17 protein-coding genes are annotated in these 24,823 nt (G+C 51.0%); 5 read left to right on the plus strand and 12 right to left on the minus strand.

Annotation, left to right across the window (positions count from 1 at the left end; genetic code table 11):
* Window positions 1-15: 15 nt before the first annotated feature.
* Window positions 16-204, minus strand: coding sequence for a hypothetical protein (locus ACMAZB_RS06470; protein WP_435215448.1), 189 nt, complete (start codon window positions 202-204; stop codon window positions 16-18).
* Window positions 205-393: 189 nt separating this feature from the next.
* On the opposite strand from ACMAZB_RS06470, the gene ACMAZB_RS06475 reads away from it, so the two are divergent.
* Window positions 394-1,941 carry a trimethylamine methyltransferase family protein gene (locus ACMAZB_RS06475; protein WP_435219875.1) on the plus strand — a complete coding sequence of 516 codons (1,548 nt, stop codon included), beginning with the start codon at window positions 394-396 and terminating at the stop codon, window positions 1,939-1,941.
* A gap of 66 nt (window positions 1,942-2,007) precedes the next feature.
* Here the strand turns inward: ACMAZB_RS06475 and ACMAZB_RS06480 are convergent, their stop codons facing one another.
* Both ACMAZB_RS06480 and ACMAZB_RS06485 read right to left on the minus strand, forming a co-directional pair.
* Window positions 2,008-4,452 (minus strand): GcvT family protein, encoded by a 2,445-nt coding sequence (locus ACMAZB_RS06480; protein WP_435219876.1) that lies wholly within the window; start codon window positions 4,450-4,452, stop codon window positions 2,008-2,010.
* Window positions 4,452-6,869: a GcvT family protein gene (locus ACMAZB_RS06485; RefSeq protein ID WP_435219877.1), complete on the minus strand. Its 2,418-nt coding sequence runs from the start codon at window positions 6,867-6,869 to the stop codon at window positions 4,452-4,454. Before ACMAZB_RS06485 ends, ACMAZB_RS06480 begins: the two co-directional genes overlap by 1 nt.
* Window positions 6,870-7,196: 327 nt before the next feature.
* Between ACMAZB_RS06485 and ACMAZB_RS06490 the strand changes: the two genes are divergently transcribed.
* Entirely contained in the window at window positions 7,197-8,387 is a 1,191-nt protein-coding gene (locus ACMAZB_RS06490) for a DUF1214 domain-containing protein (protein ID WP_435219878.1), read from the plus strand.
* 37 nt (window positions 8,388-8,424) lie between these two features.
* Window positions 8,425-9,249: a TauD/TfdA dioxygenase family protein gene (locus ACMAZB_RS06495; protein ID WP_435219879.1), complete on the plus strand. Its 825-nt coding sequence runs from the start codon at window positions 8,425-8,427 to the stop codon at window positions 9,247-9,249.
* A gap of 442 nt (window positions 9,250-9,691) precedes the next feature.
* On the opposite strand, the gene ACMAZB_RS06500 is transcribed toward ACMAZB_RS06495, so the two are convergent.
* The 5 genes from ACMAZB_RS06500 to ACMAZB_RS06520 form a co-directional block, all read right to left on the minus strand.
* Window positions 9,692-11,023 carry a DEAD/DEAH box helicase gene (locus ACMAZB_RS06500; protein WP_435219880.1) on the minus strand — a complete coding sequence of 444 codons (1,332 nt, stop codon included), beginning with the start codon at window positions 11,021-11,023 and terminating at the stop codon, window positions 9,692-9,694.
* A 671-nt stretch (window positions 11,024-11,694) separates the two neighbouring features.
* On the minus strand, window positions 11,695-13,467 hold the full coding sequence (locus tag ACMAZB_RS06505; protein ID WP_435219881.1) for a spermidine synthase: 1,773 nt from the start codon (window positions 13,465-13,467) through the stop codon (window positions 11,695-11,697).
* A 4-nt stretch (window positions 13,468-13,471) separates the two neighbouring features.
* Entirely contained in the window at window positions 13,472-13,846 is a 375-nt protein-coding gene (gene speD, locus ACMAZB_RS06510; RefSeq protein WP_435219882.1) for an adenosylmethionine decarboxylase, read from the minus strand.
* A gap of 14 nt (window positions 13,847-13,860) precedes the next feature.
* Window positions 13,861-14,538 (minus strand): hypothetical protein, encoded by a 678-nt coding sequence (locus ACMAZB_RS06515; protein WP_435219883.1) that lies wholly within the window; start codon window positions 14,536-14,538, stop codon window positions 13,861-13,863.
* Window positions 14,538-16,454 (minus strand): fused MFS/spermidine synthase, encoded by a 1,917-nt coding sequence (locus ACMAZB_RS06520; protein WP_435219884.1) that lies wholly within the window; start codon window positions 16,452-16,454, stop codon window positions 14,538-14,540. Before ACMAZB_RS06520 ends, ACMAZB_RS06515 begins: the two co-directional genes overlap by 1 nt.
* A 706-nt stretch (window positions 16,455-17,160) precedes the next feature.
* Here ACMAZB_RS06520 and ACMAZB_RS06525 point away from each other — a divergent pair.
* Together ACMAZB_RS06525 and ACMAZB_RS06530 are read left to right on the plus strand one after the other, a co-directional pair.
* Window positions 17,161-19,698: a sulfatase-like hydrolase/transferase gene (locus tag ACMAZB_RS06525; RefSeq protein WP_435219885.1), complete on the plus strand. Its 2,538-nt coding sequence runs from the start codon at window positions 17,161-17,163 to the stop codon at window positions 19,696-19,698.
* Between the two features lie 185 nt (window positions 19,699-19,883).
* On the plus strand, window positions 19,884-20,672 hold the full coding sequence (locus ACMAZB_RS06530) for a sulfotransferase (RefSeq protein WP_435219886.1): 789 nt from the start codon (window positions 19,884-19,886) through the stop codon (window positions 20,670-20,672).
* A 185-nt stretch (window positions 20,673-20,857) separates the two neighbouring features.
* Here ACMAZB_RS06530 and arsC read toward each other — a convergent pair whose 3' ends face one another.
* From arsC to ACMAZB_RS06550, 4 genes are all read right to left on the minus strand, one after another.
* Window positions 20,858-21,208, minus strand: a complete 351-nt coding sequence (gene arsC, locus ACMAZB_RS06535) for an arsenate reductase (glutaredoxin) (protein ID WP_435219887.1) — start codon at window positions 21,206-21,208, stop codon at window positions 20,858-20,860.
* A gap of 115 nt (window positions 21,209-21,323) precedes the next feature.
* The gene (locus ACMAZB_RS06540; RefSeq protein ID WP_435219888.1) at window positions 21,324-22,112 is read right to left on the minus strand and encodes an alpha/beta fold hydrolase; all 789 of its coding nucleotides are present in this window, start codon (window positions 22,110-22,112) and stop codon (window positions 21,324-21,326) included.
* Window positions 22,109-23,428, minus strand: coding sequence for an O-acetylhomoserine aminocarboxypropyltransferase (locus ACMAZB_RS06545; protein WP_435219889.1), 1,320 nt, complete (start codon window positions 23,426-23,428; stop codon window positions 22,109-22,111). The genes ACMAZB_RS06540 and ACMAZB_RS06545 overlap by 4 nt, the downstream gene beginning before the upstream one ends.
* A gap of 312 nt (window positions 23,429-23,740) precedes the next feature.
* A complete protein-coding gene (locus ACMAZB_RS06550) occupies window positions 23,741-24,505 on the minus strand; it encodes a hypothetical protein (RefSeq protein ID WP_435219890.1) in 765 nt (254 codons plus the stop codon).
* Window positions 24,506-24,823: the final 318 nt, after the last annotated feature.

The following is a 24,823-nucleotide window of genomic DNA, read 5'->3' on the forward strand; positions in this document are numbered from 1 at the left end:
GCAATGCCGGGTCGCTTACCACCCGAATATGCTGGCAGCATGACCGAAGTAACACATACCAATGAAGGCGATGGTTGCACTGACTAAGGGAATCCAAAACATCCCCACAGGGGCATCGGGCCGTCGGGCCATACCTAAATCGCCGAGAAGACTAATCAGCCACATTGCCGCGCAACCCCAAAATCCGATGATCAGCCAACTCATAAAACGTCCTTTTATTCTCAGGTTTGGCCCGGTTCACACTGCGGACTATTTTGTTCTTAAATCCGACCTCTTGAGTGTCGTTTTTAGAACTGGTGTCGCTGCCAATTATGCGGTATTTCTACACCCAGAATACGATCGGGTGCAAGCATAGCCCGGCAGGCTTTTGGTGTTAGTTTGGGGAATTCCATCATGGCGAGACGATCAGGCGGTAGACAGGCACGACACGCGCAACGCAGTGCGCCACTGGCTGAAGAATTAAAGCCGGTCAGACCAGGGGAGCGGGGAGGGCAGTATCGGCCCTTTGCCGACGCAGACCTTGATGCGGTAGTCGCCAATATTTATCGAATTCTTGAAGAGGTCGGTTTTAAAGACGCCACCCCTCATTGTATCGCTGCTTGCCAGGCTGTGGGTGCCGTGTTGGGAGAAGATGGTCGGCTGCGCATGCCTCGGGCTGTTGTTGATGACGCCCTGAGCAAAGCGCGGCGTAACATTACCTTGTTTGCCCAAGACCCAGCCTTTGATTTAGATCTTTCAGGTACTCGGGTGCATTTCTCTACCGCTGGCGCGGCAGTGATGGTGGCCGACTCTGTGCGCAATGAATATCGTGAATCGACCTCGCGAGATTTGTATGATCTAGCCCGCATTGTCGACAACTGCGAGAACATCCATATGTTCCAGCGCATGTGTGTATTGCGAGATATTGAAGACCCTTACGAGATGGATCTCAATACCACCTATTGTTCAGTAGCGGGTACGCGCAAGCATGTGGGTGCGAGCTGGGGGCATTACACGCATCTCGAGAAAACCTTAGAAATGCTGCATGTCATTGCGGGGAGCGAAGCGAAGTGGCGTGAGCGCCCCTTTGTTAGTCAGTCGAACTGTTTTGTTGTGCCGCCTATGAAGTTTGCCAGCGACGCGCTTGAGTGTTTGCGCGTCGCCGTTGAGGGGGGCATGCCTGTGCTGTTGCTGTCGGCCGGACAGGCGGGGGCTACAACACCGGCCTGTCTTGCGGGGGCAGTGAGTCAAGCTTGGGCCGAATGTTTGGGTGGTCTGGTCTACGTTAACGCGATTAAACCCGGTGCCCCGGCCATTATCGGGACCTGGCCTTTTGTCTCCGATTTGCGCACGGGGTCTATGAGTGGCGGGTCTCCAGAGCAAGGTTTAATCTCCAGCGCCTGCGCGCAGCTGGGTGCGCATTTTGATTTGCCTTTTGGGACTGCCTGCGGCATGACGGATGCCAACATGCCGGACTTTCAAGCGGGCGCCGAGCGTGCCCATACGCTAATGCCGCCCGCCCTTGCGGGTGCCAATATTATTTATGAGTCGGCCGGTATGTATTCGAGTTTACTGGGCGTGTGCCCGGAAAGTTTGCTGCTTGATAATGATGTTTTAGGGGCCACGTTGAGGGCAGTGCGGGGCGTCGAGGTCAATACCAACACTCTGGGCTTTGACGACCTTGCGGAAGTTTGCCTCGGTGAAAAGGGGCATTATTTGGGATCCGATCACACCCTCGCCGTAATGCAAAGCGAGTACATTTATCCCGAGGTGGGTAATCGTTTTAGCCCCACGCTATGGGAGCAAGCTGAAAAGCCCCTCGCGATCGATAGCGCCGTCCGCAGGCGCGATGACATTTTGGCGACGCATATTCCCAGTCATATCAGCGCCGCAGTTGATGCCGAAATCCGGGCTAAGTTTCCGATTCGACTGCACCTTGAAGACCTGCTGCAGACGGGCTAGCTCGGGCGCCACGGTAAGCCCTTCTCGAGCTCGCTTGGGCTGGGTCTCAGGCGCCGTTCACAGGGGTTAGGCGCGGATTCGAGTATTCTTGGGATCGTACATTGGGTCTAAAGAAACTTCAGCTGGCACGCGTTCACATGCCACTTCCACTTCGTAGCTTCCCGTTAGCACGTCGCCGCTATTACCATCTGACGGTATGTCAACGTAGCCCAAACCAATGGCTCCTCCCAGCGTGTGCCCGTAGGCCCCAGAGGTGATGTGGCCCACGAGAGCACCATCGCGCCAAATCGGCTCGTTGTGATAGATCAAAGGCTCGGGGTCACAGAGTTTGAGTTGCAGGAGCTGTCGCGCTAGGCCTTTTTCTTGTTGACGCAGCAGCGCCTCGCGACCAATAAACCCCTGGGGCTTGTCAAATTTGATCACGAACTCCAAGCCGGCCTCTAGGGGCGAGTCTTCATCGGTTATGTCGTGGCTCCAGTGTCGATAAGCCTTTTCTAGCCGCAAAGAATTGAGCGCATGATAACCGGCATGGACAAGCCCAAAGCTTTGCCCGGCGGAGACGATACGGTCATACATATCCTGCATAAACTCAGTGGGAATATACAGCTCCCAGCCTAGTTCTCCGACGAAGGTGATACGTGAGGCCCTCACGTAGCCCAATCCCAGTTCAATCTCGCGGCTGGTCGCGAAGGGAAAGGCTTTATGACTCAGGTCGTCAGGGGTGAGCGACTGCAACAGTGCTCGCGCTTGAGGCCCCATAATGGACAGTACCCCCATGCCCGAAGTGACGTTGGTCAAAATGCAGTGTGCAGTTTCGGGGATATGCCGTTTAAGCCAGTAAAAATCGCGGACCTCAGTTTCCGCTGCGGTGACAATCAGAAAGGCGGTTTCAGAAAGCCGGGTTACGGTAAGGTCGGCTTCGATACCGCCTTGTTCGTTTAACCACTGGGTATAGACAACTCGGCCTAAACTGACATCGACCTTGTTGGCACATACACGGTCGAGAACCGCCGCTGCGTCGCGGCCTTCAAAACGGAATTTTGCGAAAGAAGAAAGGTCGAATAAGGCCACGCCCTCGCGCACAGCTTGATGTTCTGCGGCGGAATGGTTGAACCAGTTCTGGCGACCGTAACTGTATTCGTAACGCGCTTCGATTCCCTCTGGTGCGTACCAGTTGGGTCGTTCCCAGCCGTAAGCCTCGCCGTGGCAGGCACCGGCAGATACCAGTCGATCATGAATCGCCGATTTCCGGACGCCGCGCCCGGTTTCGTATTGGCGGTAAGGATAGTGCGTGGCATACAGCAAACCTAAGCTTTCACTGACACGCTCTTGCAAATACTGTCGATTTTTTTGAAAGGGCATGTTGCGTCGAACATCGACTTCCCACAAATCGACGGGGGGCCGTTTGTCTCGAATCCACTCGGCGGTGACTTTGCCCACGCCACCCGCCGACTGCAAGCCAATAGAGTTTAAACCCGCTGCGACAAAGCAGTTTTCCAGCTCAGGTGCCTCTCCAAGGTGGTAACGCACGTCGGGCGTGAAGCTTTCGGGCCCGCAAAAAAACTTTTGTATGCCGGCTTGTTCTAGTGCGGGCAAACGCTTCATGGCATCGTGAAGAACCGGCTCGAAGTGGTCAAAATCTCCGGCGATTTCATCGAAACAAAAATCCTTAGATATACCCCCCATACCCCAGGGTTTGGCATTGGGCTCAAAGGCGCCTACCAGCAATTTCCCAGCGTCGTATTTGTAATAAGTACAGGCGTTGTAATCGCGAAGCACCGGTAGGTCAGGGTGCAGGCCAGCTACGGACTCAAACAAAACGTAATAGTGTTCACAGGCATGCAACGGTAAATTGACACCGACCGATGCCGCAAGATCCCGCGACCACATGCCACCACAGATAACAACATGGCGGGCTTGTATCTCACCCTCCGCAGTGCGTACGCCGGACACTTTTGAGCCCGTGCGCAAAATTTCTTCAACCGCAGTGTCAGTGAAAATCTGAGCGCCTCGATTGCGGGCACCTTTGGCTAGAGCCTGAGTAATATCAACGGCATTGGCATAACCGTCCGAGGGAATGTGAATCCCCCCGTACAAATCTTGAGTTTCTATTAGCGGATATCTCTCGCCAATTTCATCAACCCCCAGCACATTCACTTCAAGGCCAAAGACTTTCGCCATAGAGGCGCTGCGTTTGAGTTCCTCGAGTCGCTCCTCGGTTGAGGCTACGGAAATTGACCCAGACTGCCGGTACCCCGTGGCCTGCCCTGTCTCGGTCTCCAGTCCGCGGTACAGCTCACTGGTGTACCGGGCTAGCTTGGTCATATTAATAGAGCTGCGCAGTTGACCCACAAGCCCGGCGGCATGCCAGGTTGTACCGCTTGTCAATTCCTTGCGCTCTAACAAAACGACGTCGGTAATACCCAGTTTTGTCAGGTGGTAGGCCACGGAACAACCAATAACACCGCCGCCAACAATGATGACCTCACACTGTGCTGGAAGGGCCGCCATTAGCTGGCCAACCTAATGTTGGTGGCGTCATAAGCAGGGTCTTCGAGCACTCGGGCCTCGTACCGGTCATCGAGCAGCCCTACTTGAAAAGCCGAGCCGGGGGCAGCATGTTCGGGTGATACGTAGCCAAATCCCAAACTCTTTTCAACGGCATAGCCGTAGCCTCCTGACGTGGTTACGCCAATGCAGGCGTCGTCGATAAAGATGGGCTCTCCGCCGCGGACGTCAGAGTCTTTTGCATCGACCTCGAAGTACACCAATTTCAATGTGCTCTCAGTTTTTTCTTCAGTAGCTGATTTGCCCACGAAGTCGGTTTTGCTGTGGCTAAAAAATCGGGCCATATCGGCTTCGAGCAGGGTGACTTCGTTGGTTAATTCGGTACTCCAGCCTCGATACGCTTTTTCCATGCGCAGGCTGTTAAGCGCGTACAAGCCAAAGTCGACCATGCCCTGATTTTGCCCCGCGGCCCAGACGGCGTCGTACAGTGCTGCTAGGTCTTCCATCTTGGGGTGTAATTCCCAGCCCAGCTCACCCACATAATTGATGCGCAAGGCACGTACTTTCATGCCCGAAATTTCAATATCTTGGCTGCTGCGCCACCGAAAACTTTCATTGTCCAGTGATGCTTCAGTGAGTGTCGCCAGTATATCTCGCGACTTAGGACCGACCAGCGCGAGCACGCCACGCTCGTCGGTCGCGTTGTGAATCGTGACCTGTTCGCCCGATTCGACTTGCTGCGTGAGGTGATCGAGGTCGCGCATTTCAGCGCTCGCAGCTGAAAGCAGATAAAAGTGCTCGCTGGTGATACGGGTTACCGTGGCCTCGCCGAGAATACGACCGTTGCGAGATAGAAAGTGTGCCAAAGCAATACCGCCATCACGCTTAGGCATTCGATTGGCCAGTACGCGATTGAGAAAGCTTTCAGCATCGGCCCCGCAGATGTCATATTTTGCGAAGCCTGTCAGATCAATTACCCCAACACTTTCCCGAACCGCGAGACATTCTTCTCGCACCACATCGAAGGTGGCATTGCGTCGGTAGCTGTAATCTTCCTCCTGTCCATTAGCAGAGAACCATTTGGGGCGCTCCCAGCCAAAGGTTTGGGTATAAACGGCGCCCTTGTCCTTGAGTCGATCAAACAGTGGGCTGTGCCGACAATCTCTGGCGGCTGGAAACTCCTCTCCAGGCAATGGGGTTGCATAGGTCAGGCCATAGTCTTGGAAGCCTTTGGCACGCATGAAGTCGCGATCGGCAAAGACGCCAAAACGGCGCGGGTCAAACCCCGTCATATTGATCTCTGAATCGCCATAAACCATCCACTGTGCGAGGTACTTACCGCAGCCAGCACCTTGGGCGATACCAAATGATGAGCCACAACACAGCCAAAAATTTGGGATGCCCGCTACCGGGCCTAACAGAGGCGGGCCGTCAGGGGAGTGGGGGATTGCACCATTCACGACGCGCTTAATTCCAGCGTCAAGCATATTGGGCATGCAGTGCATCGCACGTTCCAACCACGGCATAATTCGGTCAAGGTCGTCGGGGAACAGTTCGCTGTCTGATGACCAAGGTGGCAGCCCCGATGGACCCCAAGCTTCAGTAATGCCGCTGGACTCGTAAATACCGATCAGCCCAGATTTTTGCTCCTGGCGAATGTAAGCCGAGGCGTAGGGGTCGCGCATAACGGGGAACTCTTCATCGCGATCAACAAAATCCTGAATGGCGCCAGTGACAATATAGTGATGTTCCATGTTGGCAATGGGAAGGTCGGCGCCCACCATTTGCGCGATTTGTCGGGCAAAACTGCCAGCGGCGTTAACCACGATTTGCGCGGTCACTGTGCCTTGCTCGGTATCGATTTCCCAATCCCCTGACGGCAGGGCATTAATGTCGAGTACTCGGTTGTGCCGAACGATGCGCACCCCCAGGTTTGTGGCGCCCCGAGCCATGGCGTTGGTGAGACCCGAGGGATCTGCATGCCCGTCGTCGAGGGTCCAAGCGCCGGCAAGGACACCATCGATATCGTAAAACGGGTTGATTTCTTTGATCTTGGCGGGACTGATGATCTCCATATGGAAACCGACGTTGTCGGCTATACCTTTCATGTAATGAAACCAATCAAGGTCGGCTTGCTGACGCGCCACCCTGATGCCGCCAGAAGCGTGCCAGCTAACATACTGCCCGGTTTTTTCTTCGAGCGTTGGGTACAGGCGATTGCCATAATCATGGATTTTGGCAAGGTTGTAGTTACTGACTAGGCTGGGGCACTGACCTGCTGCATGCCAAGTGGAGCCGGATGTCAGCTCGCCTTTTTCTATCAGCAAAACGTCGGTTTCGCCTTCCTCAGCTAAATGGTACGCAAGGGCGACGCCCATGATTCCGCCGCCGACAATAACAACCTTGGCTTGTGTATCCATAGCCGCCGAGCCCCCTTTATTTTTGACGAGGCTACCTTGAATTTGCGGTTTGGGAAAAGCCTTTTTAGCGCATTTATTGATTCAAATAATGAAAAAAATATCTCAGCTATATCCGCTGCCTTATTTTGCTTGACTAACGGGTGCTATGCTCGATTGAAACGGGGTGGAACCGGGTGCTAAATGGGTCGGGCGAGGGCGCTATGCAGCGGCGGCTGGTGGCTCGAAAACCTATAATTAGTGCGCTGCTCGGGATACTTTAAGGCCAGCTTAGCCGCTAAAGGGGCCGCAAGCGCTAAATCAGGCGCGAAGTCGATGGGGGGACCGGTTGTGAGCAAGCTTCTTTTGGTGTTGGGCATTTTTATCGCTGTAAGCGTTGGCTACGTGTTTGGCACTCTCCAAACCCACCGTGTCGTTGAACTGCCACCCGCAGACTGGGCCATGGACAGTGAAGCGGCACAGGCATGGCGAGAATTTACGGCTAGTCTTGAAGCGGGTGGGGCGTTAGTTGTTGAATCTGCCCCTGACGCGAAAGCACGACATGATGGACTGGCCTACATCGCCGAGTTGGCATCGGCATCTTTAGAGATGAAGCTGACTCGCGGTAGTAAGACCCAGCCGCAGCTTACCGATTGGATGAGCGGCTACCGCAAGTTCCTCGGTGACAGTCCCGATGCGATCTATCTCTCGGCAGAGGTTTCTTCAGAGCACCACTATGTGATCAGTGGCCATCGAGGTGATGCTGATTACGTGGGGCTGACGCTTTACGGGCGCCATGTTAACGGCTGGAACCGTGTGTCTGGCCATTTGACCCACGATGATATTGCGTTCGATGCCCAAGGCAATTTTAAGGTCTTAGTTAGCGGCACTCGTCCTGAGGGCGCCACAGGTAACTGGTTGGCGATGGACGATGATGCGCATCTTATTATGGTGCGGCAGTATTTTCATGATCGTGATCAAGCGGCTAAAGCAACATTGCAGATTCGAAATCTATCGGCAGCCCCCAAAGAGGCGGCAGACCCCGTAGGCCTGTCGGTCGGCCTGCGTCAAGCAGCCGAATTTTTTAGCAATACTCTGCACGGAACCGTTACCCTCGCACAGATGATGTCTCAAACGCCGAACTCAATTGAGCCACCTCGGGATTACAGTCCAGATTTTGGCGGCGTGTTTTATCCAACCCCCGACAATGAATATCTCGGTGGTTGGTATAAATTGCAGGAGGGTGAGGCACTGATTGTCGAGGGCGCCGTACCGAACGCCGCTTATTGGTCAGTGTCTCTGCAAAATCGCTGGCTACAGTCGTTAGACTACGAAACGCATCAAACCGCACTAAATCACCGCCAGATCCAAATTTCAGAAGGGCGATATACCGTGATTATCTCGTCACAAAGGCCGCTGTCGGGTAACTGGCTAGACACTGCCGGTAGTGACGAGGGGTTGCTGGCAATTCGCTACCAAAGAGTGATTGAAAGTGAGCCTCCTACCGTGCGACTGGTAAAGCTTGCCAATTTCGAACAGTGATTTAAGCTCGATTTTTCTCCAGTAAAAGGCAAATTTAATGCAGTTTAGTCCGCTCACAACGCGTATAGGTGCCGAGGTACAGGGCATCGACCTGAGTGCTGACCTGCCTAATGATGTAGCGGGCGCGCTCTATGACGGTCTCATGCGCCATCAAGTTCTTTTTTTTCGGCAGCAAAATCTGAGTCCACGCCAACATCTTGCGTTAGCTGAGAGCTTCGGGGAAGTTGATCCGGGCCACCCGGTGTATCCCCATGTTGAGGGTTATCAGAGCATTGTTGAGCTTTGTAATGAGGGTAACAGCGCACCGGATACCGACGATTGGCACAAAGATTTAACGTTTAGGGCTGAGCCTGTGTTCGCAAGCATTTTGCGTGCAGTTGAAGTGCCCACTGTGGGTGGAGACACGCTCTGGGCAAGCATGAGTGCCGTCTATGACAGCTTATCTGCTGGTTGGAAAAGTGACCTCGAGGGTCTGTATGCGATCCACGACATGGGGACTTTTCGCAACGATTACTTGCGAAAAGGTGGGGTAGCCGCGGTAGATGAGGCTCTCGCTGAAGTGGGTTCGGCGGTTCATCCCGTTATCGCAACCCACCCTGTAACGGGCCTAAAGTACCTAAACGTTAATCAATCCTTCACTCGGAATATCGTTGATCTCACACAGGGCTCTAGTGATGAGGTTTTACAATATTTGTATCAACACGTTCGCCGACCTGAATTTCAGGTCAGATTCCGCTGGGAGAACGATTCAGTAGCAATTTGGGACAATCGGATAACCCAGCATTATGCGGTTTGCGATTATCTGCCCAACAGACGGCATATGCAGCGTGTGACGATTAACAACGACCGACGTGCAGGCTGATAGCCACAAGGTTCTATTGGACAGCGGTAGCGGCAGCGGCCAGCCTTGCATCTAACAGTGCGGAAGCCGAAGGGGTATTGCGCTGCCCGCTATTGCAGCAACAATTGCATGAGCTAGGCGGTATGAAAAGGGTGATAGGCGCGCCACCATAATCAGCGGTCAAGCTAAGCCAAAAGCCAAAAGCCAAAAGCCAAAAGCCAAAAGCCAAAAGCCAACTTAGGCATTGACCTCATGTTATGAAACAGACGGCGCTCTAGGTTGCAAATGTGACGTATGCACACCGCAATGGGCGTTTATAGACTCTGCCTACACTCTTTTTGATCGCCTTCTCCATCGAACGTTCACGCGGCGTAAAGTATTGCCTCACGGTTTAATGGGTGACATCCCAGCCGTGGCAGCAGATATTTATCGTGCCCGATCAGGGTACCCAGCAGACAAGTCGCTACTGTGCGCGGGGAGGTCGGGCACTTTTGGGGTTGTTCCTGTTATTGCTTCGGCGGCGCTTTGGCGATTGGGCGTTGTTTGGACGACGTTTTCTGTCATTCTCCGCTGGGCCTTTGTCGCTTGCTGCCTGAGGAGGTTTAGGCTTCTTTGGCTTTTTGGGCTTGGCAGGGGGACGTAAAGCAAATTCGGGGAGCTTATTTTCCGGTTCATACCCCTCGACGAGCTTTCTAGGAAGCAGCGTTTGAATCAATCTCTCAATATCCCGCAGCAGTTGGGCTTCATCAGCACTCACAAGTGAGATTGCTTGGCCTGTGGCTCCTGCACGACCCGTGCGGCCTATGCGATGAACATAATCTTGAGCGACCTCGGGTAAGTCGAGGTTTACCACTTGTGGGAGTTGTTCGATATCGAGGCCGCGAGCTGCAATATCGGTGGCCACCAAAACACGCAAAGCCCCTGACTTGAATTCGCTCAGTGCCCTGGTGCGTGCGCCCTGACTTTTATTACCGTGAATTGCAGCTGCCTGAATGTCTTTTTTCTCTAGGAACTCCGCCAGCCGATTTGCCCCGCGTTTTGTTCGACTGAAAACGAGCACCTGCTCCCACTTATGCTGGTTAATAAGTTCAACCAACAAATGGCGTTTCTGATTTTTATCAACCGGGTGTATCCACTGGGTCACACTCACCGCCGTGCTATTTCTCGGTGTAACAGAAATTTCTACAGGGTTGTTTACGATGGTTTTGGCAAGATCGCGAATGTCCTCAGAAAAAGTTGCAGAGAACATCAGGTTTTGCCGTTTGTTCGGTAAGGCTTTTAATACTCTTCGAATATCGTGAATAAAACCCATATCGAGCATGCGGTCTGCTTCATCTAAAATGAGAACTTCAAGCTTCTGAAAAGACATCGCATTTTGTTGATACAGGTCTAATAGACGTCCGGGCGTAGCAATTAATATATCGACGCCCTTACGTAGCCGCATCATTTGTGGGTTGATCTTAACGCCACCAAAAACCACCGCAGAGCGAAGGTTTAAATATTTCCCGTAGGTCTCGACACTTTCCGCCACTTGGGCTGCTAACTCTCGCGTTGGCGTTAAAACAAGTGCTCGCACTTGATTTGCTTTCGCGGGTTGCCCCTTAGATAGGCCGTGAAGCAGCGGTAGGGTGAAGCCCGCCGTTTTGCCCGTGCCAGTTTGTGCTGCGGCCATAACGTCACGGCCCTCCAGCACTGCAGGGATAGCCTGTGCCTGTATGGGCGACGGCGTACTGTAGCCTTCTTCGGCAACAGCCTTGAGTAGTGGTTCAGATAAACCTAGGGTAGAAAAACTCATAATGTCTCGTTTTATCAGTGGGGCTTAGCTCATGGGTGGCGTATTAGGTACTTCGCAACGTGCCGTTCTACCGGCATTGCAAGCTCATGAGAAGGGGCGTGCGCTACTCGTTCAATATTCTACCGATGCACTTTAGGATTAGCGGTTTTCATGCCCCCTACTGGGGGGCAATCAAAGGTCGTTGTGCACATGCCTACAACGCTTTAGAGAAGGCTTGCATGCTGGCTCGCCGACCCGGATCGCATTATATGTTAAATATTCGACTTGCCGCGGCATGCTCACCCAATAATTCGGTGTAAAAAGCCAGATAGAATCACGGTTGCACGGTACCCGCAGATAAGTTTTTGACCGATGACGTTGTACTAGCACTGCTGAGGCACTAGTACCTATGGGTATGCTGCTGTTTGCTGCTTGACCCGAATGCTGGAAAGACGCGACGCACTCTGCACTATTACCCGGCGCTGGTGTGAATTAGGGGACCGTCGACGGGGATTTAGAATGCACAATCTGAGGAGGGGCGCTAAGTCGGGGCTGAAAAGGCTTTGTGGAATGCCGGAGACGCCTCAACTTTTCTCATTATTAAGAGGCTTATCCACTCTCAAGGAGAAAAATAATTTTTGACCGAGCTGTCGGTCAACTGAACCTCTCTCACTTATCGCGTTCAGTATGGCTCACCAGGCTTCGCGGAAATCCCAGATATCCATGGACTGCAGTACGGGGCGGAAAATCGAGTTAACCCTCTCAGGGTTTGTCGGAGGTACAAATTGAACCTTGTTCAGTGTCAAAAATAGACGTTCATCGTTGAGAACGTGGAGTTCAATTTTTGGATCCCTATAAATAGGCCGGTCTAGCCAGCTGTCGCGAGCAGTTATAAATCCGAGCCGCATCGACGCTGCTTGGCTAGCCATCAATTTTCGTGCTTCCTCGTTACTGAGCCCGGACGCTCGTAAAAACTCTAGGGCGGCTTCGTTGACATTTTCAATTTTCGATATGTAGGGGGTAACGAAATTAAAGCCCGCAGCTGCGAGAGTGCTGGTGTAAATTTCGCGCATCTCAGCGCTGTGTTGTAGACCGGGCGCATCAAGCGTCATGAAGCCGTTACTTGCTAATCTTTGGCGAGTAAAATGGTAAATTTCTCGGCTGTATAACTTTGACAGGTTGTAATCTTTTGGCGCCGGAAAATCTAGGTAAATGGCGTCATAGCTGTTTGTAGCATTGCGAATAAAGCGATAAGCATCATCAAAATGCCTTGTTATGCGAGGGTCATTGAGTGCTCCCTCGTTCATGGAGGAAAGCACTTGATGCGTCTCCGCGAGCTCGACTAATGTTCGATCAAGGTCGACATGTGTGATGTTTTTGATCTCCGGATATTTAACGAGTTCCCTCAAAAGCAAACCGTCACCACCACCCATCACCAAGACGTTAGTGGGCACTGCCCCGTTTGTAATGATCGGGATGTGCGCAAAAAACTCGTGATAGTGCTCCTCGTAGTTAGAGGCCAACTGAAAATCGCCGTTGAGGAATAAAGCGTAGTTTCTGGGTTGCTGAGGATTGTCACTGAATTTATTGGAGTAAAAGCCATTTATGAGGTCTGTCCCAAAGCCCCTTTCGTTATAAACGAGGTCGATTTTTTGATAAGGCGAGCGAGCACGAAACACGTCCTCGGCGTTGTCCATCGAGAAAAAAAGTTGTCCTAAATCGTCGGATTGGCCCAAATAAAAATAATAAAGCTTGGAGAAGTAGCGATCCACAGGTGTCGAGAAATAGAGGCCCAGAGTTATTGTAAGTGCCAATAGACCGCTGGGTACAAACCTGAGCCCAGGTTGGCGATGGTTGGGAATAAAAGCACGCAGGGCTAAAGTCGCCAGGGCTATGTTCAGGCTAGCAGCGATCAGGCCTATGGTAATGAGGCTGAGATTTGGTACCAGCATCAAAGGAAATGCCAAGCCTGCGAGCAAGGAACCCGCGTAGTCAGATGCTAGTACCCGATTGGTTAATCGCATTTTATTAGACGAGGCATTAGCAAGATCAATCAAAATAGGCAGCTCGAATCCTGTTAGCAATCCAATGCTGATTATGAGGAGGAGCCCTGCACCGAAGAACAGTATTTGCCCCAGCAGTGGTAGCCCGTTTACATCAAATAACAGGCCACCCGTATGGCAAAGATGTAAGAGCGGCACAGCGATCGCACCTGCTGCACTTAGGGCCAATTCAACTCTGAAAAATCTTGCCCATAGGTTCGTTGAGGGATGCCGTTCGTGTAACAGGGCTCCCAGTCCCATTCCAGCGAGGTATAAGCCAACGGTCACGCTGTACCAAGTTACTGTATTGGCCGCGAATGTAGCGAGAGCCTGTGCGATCAATAGCTCATACAAAAGACTGCAGGCCGCAAGAATAAGTGTGGCGGCATAAATAATTCGTGGAGTTGCTGTTAGATTACTCATGATCCTAGTCTGCATCAGCTTCTATCCGACCTCGAGTAACCCTAACGACTTCTACCCGCTGTGCGTTAAACGCATCTTGTAGAAAAGTGATCGCAATATCGGGTTGCATCACCTCGCCACTGGTATAAATATCCACAGCGACGAAATTGTTTTCTGGCCAGGTGTGCACGCTAAAATGTGACTCGGCGATTAAGATGACCCCGCTGACTCCTGTGGGCGAAAACTGGTGAAAGAAATACTTGATGATTGTTGATCCACAACGTTTTGCGGCTGCAAGCAGCGCCTCTTGGGTTGGCTCAACGCCCCCAATAACCGAGGCGTTACACCCATGAAGGTCTACCAAAAAATGATCACCGTAAGTTTCAGTCGAGACTGGCACTGTGTTCTACCCCTCTAATCCAGATATGCTTTAAGAACCAGCTCACTGATGTGATCAGCCATAATCAAATAGTAAACGAGCACCAAGGCCAAGGTGGATACAATGACGAGCATGCCATGGAAGTGAGGCAGGTCTGATGCTGAAACATGCTTTTTTTGCAGTACTAGCAATATGCCGACGGCTGCGTTGAGTAGACCTATGATAAACGCAGTCGGTATCAACCCAACGTACGGATAGAGGACGAACGCGAACGTCATGGTGCCCAAAAATGCACCCAGGTAATTGATGCCAATAACGGCGTTATCGCTATATTTAGTGTTCAGATTTTTCAGCGCTATTAGCAGGGGAATTTCGAAGCCTGACAAGACTCCAATAATTATAATGAGCAAGTGAGCGGTTATAGAGAGCGTGAGTTCTGAGGCGCCAGTAGTATCAATAAAAAAGAGAAGCACTATGGAGCCGCCGCCAAACACGGTCAATAGCGTCTCGACACGTAGCAAGGCAACAGCGGGACGAGCCACGAACCGGCCTTCCGCGATCATTGATCCTATGCCGAGTGACATCATGTAAAGGCCGATGGTGACACTGTATCTAAGGACTGTGTTTCCTAAAAAGGCACTGAGTGCCTGCCCCAGCAGAAGCTCGTAAACAATGCTGCAAAAAGCGAGCACAAATGTCAGGGAGTAGATCATTACTTCAACAACTGAAATGGGCTTGAGAAATCATCAGTCCATAGGCGCACATTGCTCACGTTGTCGGGCATTCTTTGCTTTTGTAATTGAATAAATTCCTGTGACATAAATCGATCGTTTTTCGTCAAAATCATCCAACGGGAGCCCCATTTTCGTGTACTAGTAGGGGCATTGTTTATCAGTACAGACTGTAGGCTGAGAGCCCTTCCCATTTCCGTGAGTAAAGGCTGGAAATCGAAATGCCAGCTCGAAATAAGCACCGCAATAATACCATCAGGTGTAAGGTGTTTCAGGTATAGCTCAAAAGCCTCTCGAGTCAATAAATGAACGGGAATTGCATCGCTAGAGAAAGCGTCAAGGACAAAAATATCGAAAGCTTGCGGAAGCTCCTTTTCCAGCGAAAGTCGGGCGTCCCCCAAAACGAGTTTTACGTCCGCAGTTGTATCTGAAAGGTAGGTGAAATGGCGCTGAGCGATTTCCACAACATCAGGGTTGATCTCATAGACTTTTACCGAGTCTTGCGCTCCTGCGTAACTGATTGCGGTGCCAATACCCAAGCCAATCATCCCTATGCGTCTTTTGGGCTGTTCTGCTGAAAAGCTCATCGCCATATCGATCCCGCTTCCGGGGGAGTAGTAGGTAATCGGCAACAACTTTTCTGGCGCTGTTGTGGCCTGTGCGCCGTGATAGCTGTTGCCGTTGCGCAACCACAAAAACTCCTCAGAAGTGCCAGCATTATCTCGCCCGACGGTTAACACTCCATAAAAATTGCGGGCCTGATAGACGATGTCTGGCTCCTCGTCACGCGCAGAGTGAACAAACACCAAAACAATAAAACTAGCGCCAATTGCCAGTGCGACTTGGATTGGAATGCCAGCAGTCAGCGACACTTTGACGTTAACGTGTTTCATTAAAAGCAGAACTACCAATATTGTTGCCATCGATGCGGCAATTTGTAACTCAATATAGCGATCACTAATTATTGGCATTAGCACAGACACAAGGGCACTCCCTAAAGCCCCTCCTAGTGCCACTATGAGGTAATAGCCGGTCAGTTGGTTTGCTGTGGGCCTTAAACGGTACAACTCTCCGTGGCAGACCATACACAAGACAAATAGTGCGAACATGAAAACGATAATCGTCCAAGTGACATTAAGTGCTTCACCAAGTAATAGGTAAAGGATCCAGGCAAGACTAAAGGCAAAAAGGGGTAGAAACAGCCTGCGGCGATACCAACGCTCGTTGTCGAAGGCAATAATAAAGGTGAGTAAATAAACGCTTAATGGCAATACCCATAAGAAGGGTATCGAAACAAGATCGCGGGTGAGTTGATTCGTCACACTCAACAATAGCGTTACCGCGGTCGCCGGAAGCATAAGCCAAAGCAGCCACGAAACGATGGGCACACGGGGTGTGTTATCACCACTTCTTGACGGTGCCGGGGCATGAGTTTTAGACCGCGACGCAGTGGCGAAAGCGCAGTAGATGCAGAGCGCGATAAAAACCGCAAAGGTAATAGACCATGCTTGCGCCTGCAGTTGCCGGTTAAACATGGGTTCGATGATAAACGGGTAGCTCAACAGCGCTGCCAACGCCGCGACATTAGACAATGCGTACAGGCGGTAGGGATTGGTCGTTGCTTTTATTCCGCTCGCCCAGGCTTGTATCAGCGGTGCCGTGGCCGACAACACAAAAAATGGAACGCCGATGGTTCGAATGAGAAGGCTCAGAATTTGCAGCGTTGGGTTTTGTGCCGCATCGAATTCATGGAGTTCTGAGGGGGAAATGGGGATTTGAATCAGGGCCAGCAATAAAAAAACAATATGTAACTGAGTTTGCCGTTGTAGACCTAAATACCTGACCGATAGGTGGGCGTAGCCGTAGCCTGCAACGAGACAAGATTGGAAAAATAACATCGAAACTGCCCAGACCGCGGTGCCTCCGCCGAACCAAGGGAGAATGAATTTTGTGATCAGAGGTTGAATCTGAAACAGTAAGAATGCAGAGGTAAATATGGTAAGTGCAAACGCAAGCATGACTAGTGAATTAGCTGAAACGAGGTGCAGCCTAACACGCTCGTGGGCGCGGCGTGGAAATTACAACTGTCCGCAGTGTAGGTTTCAACAAAAAATTTGGGGGCAATTTAGATGTGATAAAAATGTGCCAACCCTCTTACATAGCTGGACGTCTCGATGGGAGCTTCTGTTAAATGATGCGCAAAATAAGCACATGAATGATCCGGGTGTTTCGTGCCTCGATAAGGCCCATACCACCGATGGCACCTGCTGCCGTTATTTTGTTGTGAGGGCGTGCGTAGTGTGGCCATCCAGCTAAAAGAAGGGGGTGGGTTTGGCCAAGTCCGCAGTGCCTGTGTGGCGACAAAAAGGTCAACGATAGGGTGCTAGTTCCCGAAAACTTTTAAACCTAAGGTACAATGCGGCTGCATTTTCCCGCGAGCTCGTGGGCAATGAGTTCTCAGGGAAAATATTTTTTGCGCTCGTAGATTAAACCCACCGCAGGAAAGCTTACTTACGTGATTGGGTTCAATATACGAAGAGAAATAATTGGGACACTACTTTTTTGTTGGTGTTTAACTAGGTTTATAGGGTTTCTCGGTTCGCCATGAAATTTTTGTTTTCGATATTTGTTGCGCTTTTATTGCCCATGATGGCCATTCAGTACCTGTACCCAAGCTCAGTAGGTAATTTTGCTGAGCTTGTCTTCGCGGCGGCGGGTGTCACGTTATTTCTTTACGCGGTGCTTGCTTTTCTTTCTAGAATCCACACCGGCCTGGCGTTTTTGACGGTTGGATTGTTAATACTTGCGAGTTTAATGATTCGATTTTCTTACGGTTTCCTACAAGACTTTACTGGGATGGGGTATACCGTCGAGTTTTTCGCGCACGCGGAATGGAAGTCGGCAAAAATCGCTTTTTCGGAATACTATTTTGCCCTGCTGCCACTGATGGTATTGGTCGCGTTGTTTTTTTTGTTCCTCTCAAAGCTGGGGGCTGAGTTTAACCATAAAGGTTTTTTTCCGGGTGCGTTGGCACTGTTTGCATCATTAGTTCTTATCTTTTTTGGCAGTAACAGTTCGCCTGAGGTACTGTTAGCGTCGGGTTATCAGGAGTTTGCAAAGCGCGGGAAAATCGCTGCCCTAAATGCAAGGGTTGTACGGACCGATGCCGCAAAATTGCTACAACCACTGCGTGCTCAGAGACCGCTACCGACTGAAAAGAATTTTGTTGTGGCCAAGGCACCTGCCGACCCCTATAACATCGTGGTAGTTTATCTTGAATCTTTTAATGAAAACCTGACTGAAAACGATATGTATCCTGGCTTAACACCCAATATGGATGCAATGAAAAAGAAGTATCTTAGTTTTTCAAACAATCTGTCTTCAGGTTACGTCACTATTGAGGGCATCTTTAACTCGCAATGCGGCACGTTAGTGAACATGGCCTATGACAATAGTTCGCTAACCAAGGCCGAGGCGCGCATTACCAAATTACCTTGCATGGGGGATGTATTAAAAAAAGCGGGGTATAAGCAGGTATACCTTGGGGGGGCTAACCTGTCATTTGCGGGCAAAGGCGATTTCCTACTGGAGCATGGCTATGATCAGGTGTTGGGCTTGCAACACTGGCGAGCTCAAGGTTTTCGCGACCAAAACACCATCTGGGGTATTCCCGATACAACGCTCTTTGATCAGGCATTCAAAAAAATCACTGAAATGCATAAAGCTTCAGCACCGTTCAACGTGACACTGCTAACGTTGGGGACGCATGTGCCGGGATACACCTATGAAGGGTGTCCAGATTATCCGCGGTCAGACGAACCCTTTATTGATGCTATTCACTGTACGGATTTTTTGCTGGAGAAATTTCTCAGTCAATTGGATCGCAACGGCGTACTCGAAAACACCGTGGTGTACATCCAAGCCGATCATGGAGTTTTTCACAGTCGGGATATGTTTCGATTGTTTCAAAAGCAGGGGGTGCTTGATAAGCGACTGTTTACCACCGTTGTGATCCCTGAAAAGCGCAAGCAGACGCTTGAAATCTGGGATACAGAAGCTCAGATGTCTTCTTTAGATATGGTTGCTAACGTACTCGATTTATTGGAGGTAGAACACAATGCAGACTTTGTGTTGGCGCGTTCACAGATAAATAAGCCGGCTAAGCCACGTTATGTTTTGACTCGCTATAGGGACTATGACCCAGAAGGACGACCTATTATTAATGAAACATTAGGCTGCGAGAATGCCGATGCGATTGCCCAACCTCTTAGGTTGCCGTTGGATAGTTGCGATAAGAAAAGAGCGATGGATGCAGTATATAATTTCGGCACCACTTTTGCGTACAAAACAAGAGATAATCAAGTTTGCGAGTATTCAGCGCATGCTCGTCTAGATCAAGAGACGGGTACCTTTCATCTGCGCTGGGGACGAGAGTATTTGACAGGAAGTTTTTCTGGTAGTGGGCGTCCAGTGCTGAGCCGTATGGGCATCTTCACTGTAATTCTCGACGAAAATGATCAAATAGAGCAGCAGTTATTTTTTTCCGGAAAGTTTAAAAAGCGCCTTAAAGAACTACAGCAAGTGTTAGAGAGCCTTGCTCCCGGACAGCGGGTTGTCCTTGCCTCGAATGCTTCTTTGGATCAGATTGGTGAGGAAGAGCAGGCTCATTGGCCCGAACAATTAAGTGCTTCGCAATTTGTATACATGACAAGGACACCCTCGGGCTTTGAGATTGAAACTGCACAAACTGACGTAGACTTTTCGATAATTCTACGACCGGCTTCATGCGCTGGCGGATTGCAGGTAACAGCAAGAGATGGGGCGGCGTCGCAGGATGGTAAAATACAGCAGTGCCACGTTCAGGATTGGGGACCAAAAACCGTCGTTCAAGGGCAAGCGTTTAACCGAAGTTTTCAGGGTAACTCTAAGATATGGATTGAGACTGAGTGTGCGGTTGAGAACGTGTCTGTTGTCTTGGGAGGCAGGCTTGTTGATACTGCTCGAGATAGGAGCAGGATCACTGGCAGCTTCTCTGCTGAGAGGTCTTTAATGCGACAGGGCAAGTACGAGGTCACACTCTACGACATGAACACCGGCCACGTTAAAAAGGTAGGCGACTTAGAGGCAACCCCGGCACCTTAAGCGAAGCGCGCGCGTATTTACGCTGACGACGAAAAGCAGAAAAATTGGAATTTCAATGGGAGTCCCTAAAATTGGATGCAGGGTTGGCTCTCTTGATACTTGGCAACCGCTTTGGTTGGTAAGGTTCCAAGTGCGTTTGGATAGTTACTTGAAGGTATAAACCACTCATTAATAAACAATTACATATGACTAAAAGCATTGCACCAGTATTTATTTTTTCCGCGAGTTGGCGAACTGGCAGTACTTTACTGCAGCGTTTGCTGAACACCACAGATGAGCTACTCATTTGGGGAGAGCCACAGTTTCTGATTCCAGCTCGAAGGATGTTCGATCTTGCGACCCAATCTTTTTCGGAGGCGCAGTGGATGCGAGATCAAGCGGAGGAAGAACCATTACATCAGATGTGGGCGCCCACGATTTGTCCGGATCCTGCAGGTATTGTGCCTGCGTTCCAGAGCCTATTCGATCAGCTTTACCTTGAGCCCAGCCTGGCTCAGGGCTTTGCTCGTTGGGGCTTCAAGGAAGTGCGCAACTTTGGTATCGAAAATGCCGTTTTTTTTCGCAGCATCTTCCCTGATGCAAAAATAGTGTTTCATTATCGCCATCCTTTTGACGCATACGCTTCGTTGAAGCGCACCGATTTTTATAAATCCTTTGAGGACGCCCCTTTTCACCCGGTGCAAATTTGGGCAAAAAATTATGCGGCCTTTAAAAGCAAATTGGCGGGGGATTTGAGTGCATTTGTAATATCCCATGAGGAGGTCGTCAGCGCGATACCCAGTCAAAACCCAAAATTACAACAGCTTTTTGATTACGTTGACATTGAAATGACCAGCACCTGTGATGAGGTGCTTGGAAACAAGTTGGGCGGCACTTCTGAAGGGCAGAGCCTGTCATGGGGCGAAAAGAGAAAGATCCGAGCAATACTCAAAGAGAGGTCTGTTGATTTGTGCGGCGAGTACCCCAATGTCTAGGGCGCGTTAACAGGCGTAAATGTTTCATGCTGGGGTATCGGCTTTGTTTCAAGCACTGGGATGGGCTAGGAGTTATACCGGAAAGTTGTTGGAATACCTTATGGATCGCTCGCAGGCCGTCGCACAGCAAGTTTCAATACGGGCACAGCAAACTGCTGCATAACGCGAGCTTGTAAGCGTATTTTTTACTCAAGAAGAGTGAGGGCATTTTCAGGGGGCCTTCCAATTACAGCCCTGTTATCGCAAATAATGATTGGCCGCTCGATGAGGATGGGATGTTCAACCATGGCGGCTAACCACACCTCTGTGGGAGCGTCTTCTGACAATCCCAAGCTTTTAAAAACCGCTTCGCCGCGCCGCACCAATTGTGGAGCACTTATCTGTAGTTTACTCAGTGTTGCTTGCAGTTCTTTTACAGTTGGTGGTAATTCTAGATACTTTAACACCACTGGTGCTGCGCCCGCCTGTTCGAGAAGGGCCAGCGCTTGACGGGATTTAGAGCACCTAGGGTTGTGCCATATGATGATGTTGTTCATTGGTTTTTCCGCTTCTGGTGAGTGTCGGCGCCGCTATCCTTATGCAGCCTAGTGTTGCACTACTAGGGGGGGTTAGTGCGGCTGACTATCTGGCTAGTACATCTAGGGTTTGCTGTTACAACGCCTTGTGCAGAGCATCCAAGAGCGCATTAGGAGCCTCCATCATAAGCGTGTGTCCTGCTCCTTGTAGTACGCTCACTTCTAGTTTATGGAAGGCTTCTTGTAGCGGACCTGTGCCACGCACAGGAGTCAGGCGATCTTCACTCCCCAACACCATGAGTACAGGACATTCGACGGCCGATGCGCGCTCTAGGCCGCTTTGATATTCGTTACAAGCGTTCATGTCGTAATACAGTGCACCGGGTTGTGATCGCTCGTAGAGCCTGAGGGAGCTACCGACCATCCATATACCGGAGCTGCGATTGCCGCCATATTGATGCCGTTTGCTGAGTCCATACTGCGTCAGCATGTCGTAAGCCGCATGATCGTTGCTCTTACAGGCGTCGAGTATGGCACCGGAGACCGGCATGGGCACGATGGTACCAACCATAACCAACGCCCGGGCGCGGGTGGCGTACCTCGCGGAAAAGTCCAGAGCAATTAAACTGCCTAAGCTGTGGCCAACCACCGCAGTGACGTCAACTTTGAGGGCGTTGAGAACTTTCTCCAGCCAGTCTGCCATTGCGGGAATGCTTTGCAGTGGTGCTCCGCTTGAACGCCCATGCCCCGGTAAATCAACCGCAATCACATTGTTACCGTGACGAGCGAAGTGGCGAGCGGCTAAGGTCCAGACCGTGTGATCCATCCCTGAGCCATGAATAAAAACGATCGAAGGCTTGTCGCTGTCGATATCGCGAGAATTTGTATAGCAGTAGACGCTGTTGTCATCGATAGTAACTTTCATGGCGTCACCGATTGCTTGGCGGCAACCTTACCCGCGGCGCGCAAACCTTGCTTTAAATCAGCGATTAAATCTTTTGGATCCTCCAGACCGATCGACAGGCGAATGGTGCCCTCGCCGATGCCTCCGGCAGCCAGTGCTGCGGCATCCATTCTATGGTGGGTCGTGCTTGCTGGGTGAATGACCAAGGACTTGGCGTCACCCACATTGGCAAGGTGTGAAAACAGATTTAAAGCATCGACAAATGCAATACCAGCTTCCCGACCACCTACAAGGTCAAAGCTGAACACCGCGCCACAACCTTTGGGCAATAGCGTCTTGGCGAGTGGTTGGTCGGGGTGCCCCTCTAACTCCGGGTAGCCCACGCGGCTCACTTGTTCCTGCTGGCTTAGATACTCAACGACACCTCGGGTATTTTCCACATGACGATGCATGCGAATACCCAGTGTTTCTACTCCCTGCAAAATATGAAATGCCGTAGTAGGGCTCATACATGCCCCAAAATCGCGCAGTCCCTCCTTGCGGGCACGTTGAATGAAAGCGGCGGGACCGAATTCTTCGCTGAACACCAAATTGTGAAAGCCTGCATAGGGTTCGGTGAGGGTTGGAAATTTGCCTGATGCGTCCCAATCAAAGCGTCCGCCATCTACTAGCAGACCGCCAATGACAATGCCGTGGCCACTGAGAAATTTGGTAGCGGAGTGCATGATGATATCGGCCCCATGTTCAAAGGGCTTGATCAAATAGGGCGTGGTAAAAGTGGAGTCGACCATCAGGGGAAGGCCTGCTTGATGTGCAACAGCCGCCACCTCGGGAATGTTAAGCACGTCTAGTCCGGGGTTGCCCACGGTCTCGGCAAACACCATTCGGGTATTGTCCTGAATCGCTGCAGCAAATGCCTGCGGATCCCTCGCATCCACAAAGGTCGTTTCAATGCCGAGTCGGGGTAGGGTATAGGCCAGCAAATTGTGACTGCCGCCGTAAAGTGCGGCTGCAGCTACGATATGTGACCCTGCGCCCATAAGCGTCATGATGGCGAGAGTTAGTGCGGCCTGACCACTCGCGGTAGCTATGGCGCCTACGCCATCCTCTAGAGCGGCGATTCGCTCCTCTAACACCGCATTTGTTGGATTGCTGAGTCGAGAGTAGACGTGCCCAGCGCGCTCAATATTAAAGAGCGAGGCCGCGTAGTCGGAGTCAGGGAAGCAGAAAGAGGCCGATTGATAGATGGGGGTGGCCCGGGCACCTGTAGCGGGGTCGGGTTGCGATCCTGCATGTAATGCTAGGGTGTCTAGCCCTGGATAGTCTGGTGCTGACATGGAACTCTCCTTGGTGCGTATCGAACAACGTTGTGCAATGCCTAGCCGGGCTCAAATTTAAGGTGGGTGTTAGTGAGCTCAACTCTTTCTGTGGCGATCGCCCCGTCATACTGTCTTAAGTGGATTTTCGATGACAGGGGCTTTTGTGGAAGTCGATTGTACTGCTTCAGAAAGTGGTGGGGTAGCAATGCACAAGAAAAATAAAAGGCGGGGCTTAGCAGCGTAAGCACTGAAGGGGATTTTGGCGGGCAAAAAAAACCGGGGCTATAGCCCCGGTCTGCTTATTGAGCGCGTCATCTTGCCGCGGCACCTTTAGTCGCCGGAGCGCACGAGTGTCGCGGTGTACATTCTAGGGCTGTCGCAGGAGACAACGCTACCGATCGTATCCTGTCGGACTTTCCAGCCACCCTGATTTACGTACTTTTCAGAGTTTTCGCCATAGGTGCTCAAATCTGAGACCCAGTTTGACATTTTCATTGCGTAGCCAGCGTCCTGGGGGTTGCCGTGTCCCGGTAGATGATAAACGGTGACACCGGGAACTTCCTGTTCATCCAGATAGGCGTTGTATTTTGCCTGCGCCGCCATCAGGTCTTCCATTTCCATGCCTTCACGAAATGTGCAGTCGCTAAAACTTGCATAACCTGAGGAGGATTCACCGCCGCCGCCACGTACAATTAGCGACGCAAATTCCATGTGTGCGCTACACGTCCAAACCTCGTTAAATTTGGCGTTGAGTTCTGCTCCCTCGGTAAACCATGCATCTAGGCTTTTTCCCATACCTTTAAAGTCAGGGGTAAAACCGAACCAAAATGCGGTGCGCTCAAAGTCAATGTCAGAACCGAATACGGGGGTCATAACCCAGGCGTAGTAATCGGTCATGCCCTTTTCGTCCGACCAGGCATTCCACTCGCCAATAACTGACATAAGATCTGCTGGAGCTTTGCCTTCGTTCATTTCGCAGCCGTAAAGTTCAGTACCACCAAAGCCGCTGGGCATGTGATGGTCGGCCAGTGCTGCTTGTGTTTGGAGTACGCCAGCCACAGCAACGGCAACTAAGGTTTTTAAGGTATTTTGCATTGTTTTTTCCTCGTTTATTTTTATCGTTTTGTTGGTCTAAATTTTTGCAAATTTCAAACACTGAAAACCCTACCTAGGCCGCTGCTTGTCTGTCAAATACCATCCATTGAAGTGTGAATCGGGCATCAAAATAGCGAAAACTTAAGTGCCCACCTCAATAAAAACATAAAATTTCGAGGGTTTTTCCTGTTGGCAGCGCAGGCGTCATGTGTCTTTTTTAGAGTAGGGCTTATCGCGATGAGAATCGGTAAATGATGGGGGGCGGCAAATGATGAGTGTCGATAAGTAATGAGGCTCGGCGAGTGAAGCGCAACGGTA

Origin of the sequence: Luminiphilus sp. nBUS_07 (assembly GCF_051201685.1) — a bacterium.
Taxonomy (GTDB): Bacteria; Pseudomonadota; Gammaproteobacteria; order Pseudomonadales; family Halieaceae; genus Luminiphilus.

Coding starts and splice junctions, on each gene's coding strand:
- ACMAZB_RS06495 (WP_435219879.1), top strand. CDS start 8,425: ATGCAGTTTAGTCCGCTCACAACGCGTATAGGTGCCGAGGTACAGGGC.
- arsC (WP_435219887.1), bottom strand. CDS start 21,208: ATGAACAACATCATCATATGGCACAACCCTAGGTGCTCTAAATCCCGT.
- ACMAZB_RS06515 (WP_435219883.1), bottom strand. CDS start 14,538: ATGATCTACTCCCTGACATTTGTGCTCGCTTTTTGCAGCATTGTTTAC.
- ACMAZB_RS06520 (WP_435219884.1), bottom strand. CDS start 16,454: ATGTTATTTTTCCAATCTTGTCTCGTTGCAGGCTACGGCTACGCCCAC.
- ACMAZB_RS06475 (WP_435219875.1), top strand. CDS start 394: ATGGCGAGACGATCAGGCGGTAGACAGGCACGACACGCGCAACGCAGT.
- ACMAZB_RS06480 (WP_435219876.1), bottom strand. CDS start 4,452: ATGGCGGCCCTTCCAGCACAGTGTGAGGTCATCATTGTTGGCGGCGGT.
- ACMAZB_RS06470 (WP_435215448.1), bottom strand. CDS start 204: ATGAGTTGGCTGATCATCGGATTTTGGGGTTGCGCGGCAATGTGGCTG.
- ACMAZB_RS06545 (WP_435219889.1), bottom strand. CDS start 23,428: ATGTCAGCACCAGACTATCCAGGGCTAGACACCCTAGCATTACATGCA.
- ACMAZB_RS06505 (WP_435219881.1), bottom strand. CDS start 13,467: ATGAGTAATCTAACAGCAACTCCACGAATTATTTATGCCGCCACACTT.
- ACMAZB_RS06500 (WP_435219880.1), bottom strand. CDS start 11,023: ATGAGTTTTTCTACCCTAGGTTTATCTGAACCACTACTCAAGGCTGTT.
- ACMAZB_RS06525 (WP_435219885.1), top strand. CDS start 17,161: ATGAAATTTTTGTTTTCGATATTTGTTGCGCTTTTATTGCCCATGATG.
- ACMAZB_RS06485 (WP_435219877.1), bottom strand. CDS start 6,869: ATGGATACACAAGCCAAGGTTGTTATTGTCGGCGGCGGAATCATGGGC.
- ACMAZB_RS06540 (WP_435219888.1), bottom strand. CDS start 22,112: ATGAAAGTTACTATCGATGACAACAGCGTCTACTGCTATACAAATTCT.
- ACMAZB_RS06530 (WP_435219886.1), top strand. CDS start 19,884: ATGACTAAAAGCATTGCACCAGTATTTATTTTTTCCGCGAGTTGGCGA.
- ACMAZB_RS06550 (WP_435219890.1), bottom strand. CDS start 24,505: ATGCAAAATACCTTAAAAACCTTAGTTGCCGTTGCTGTGGCTGGCGTA.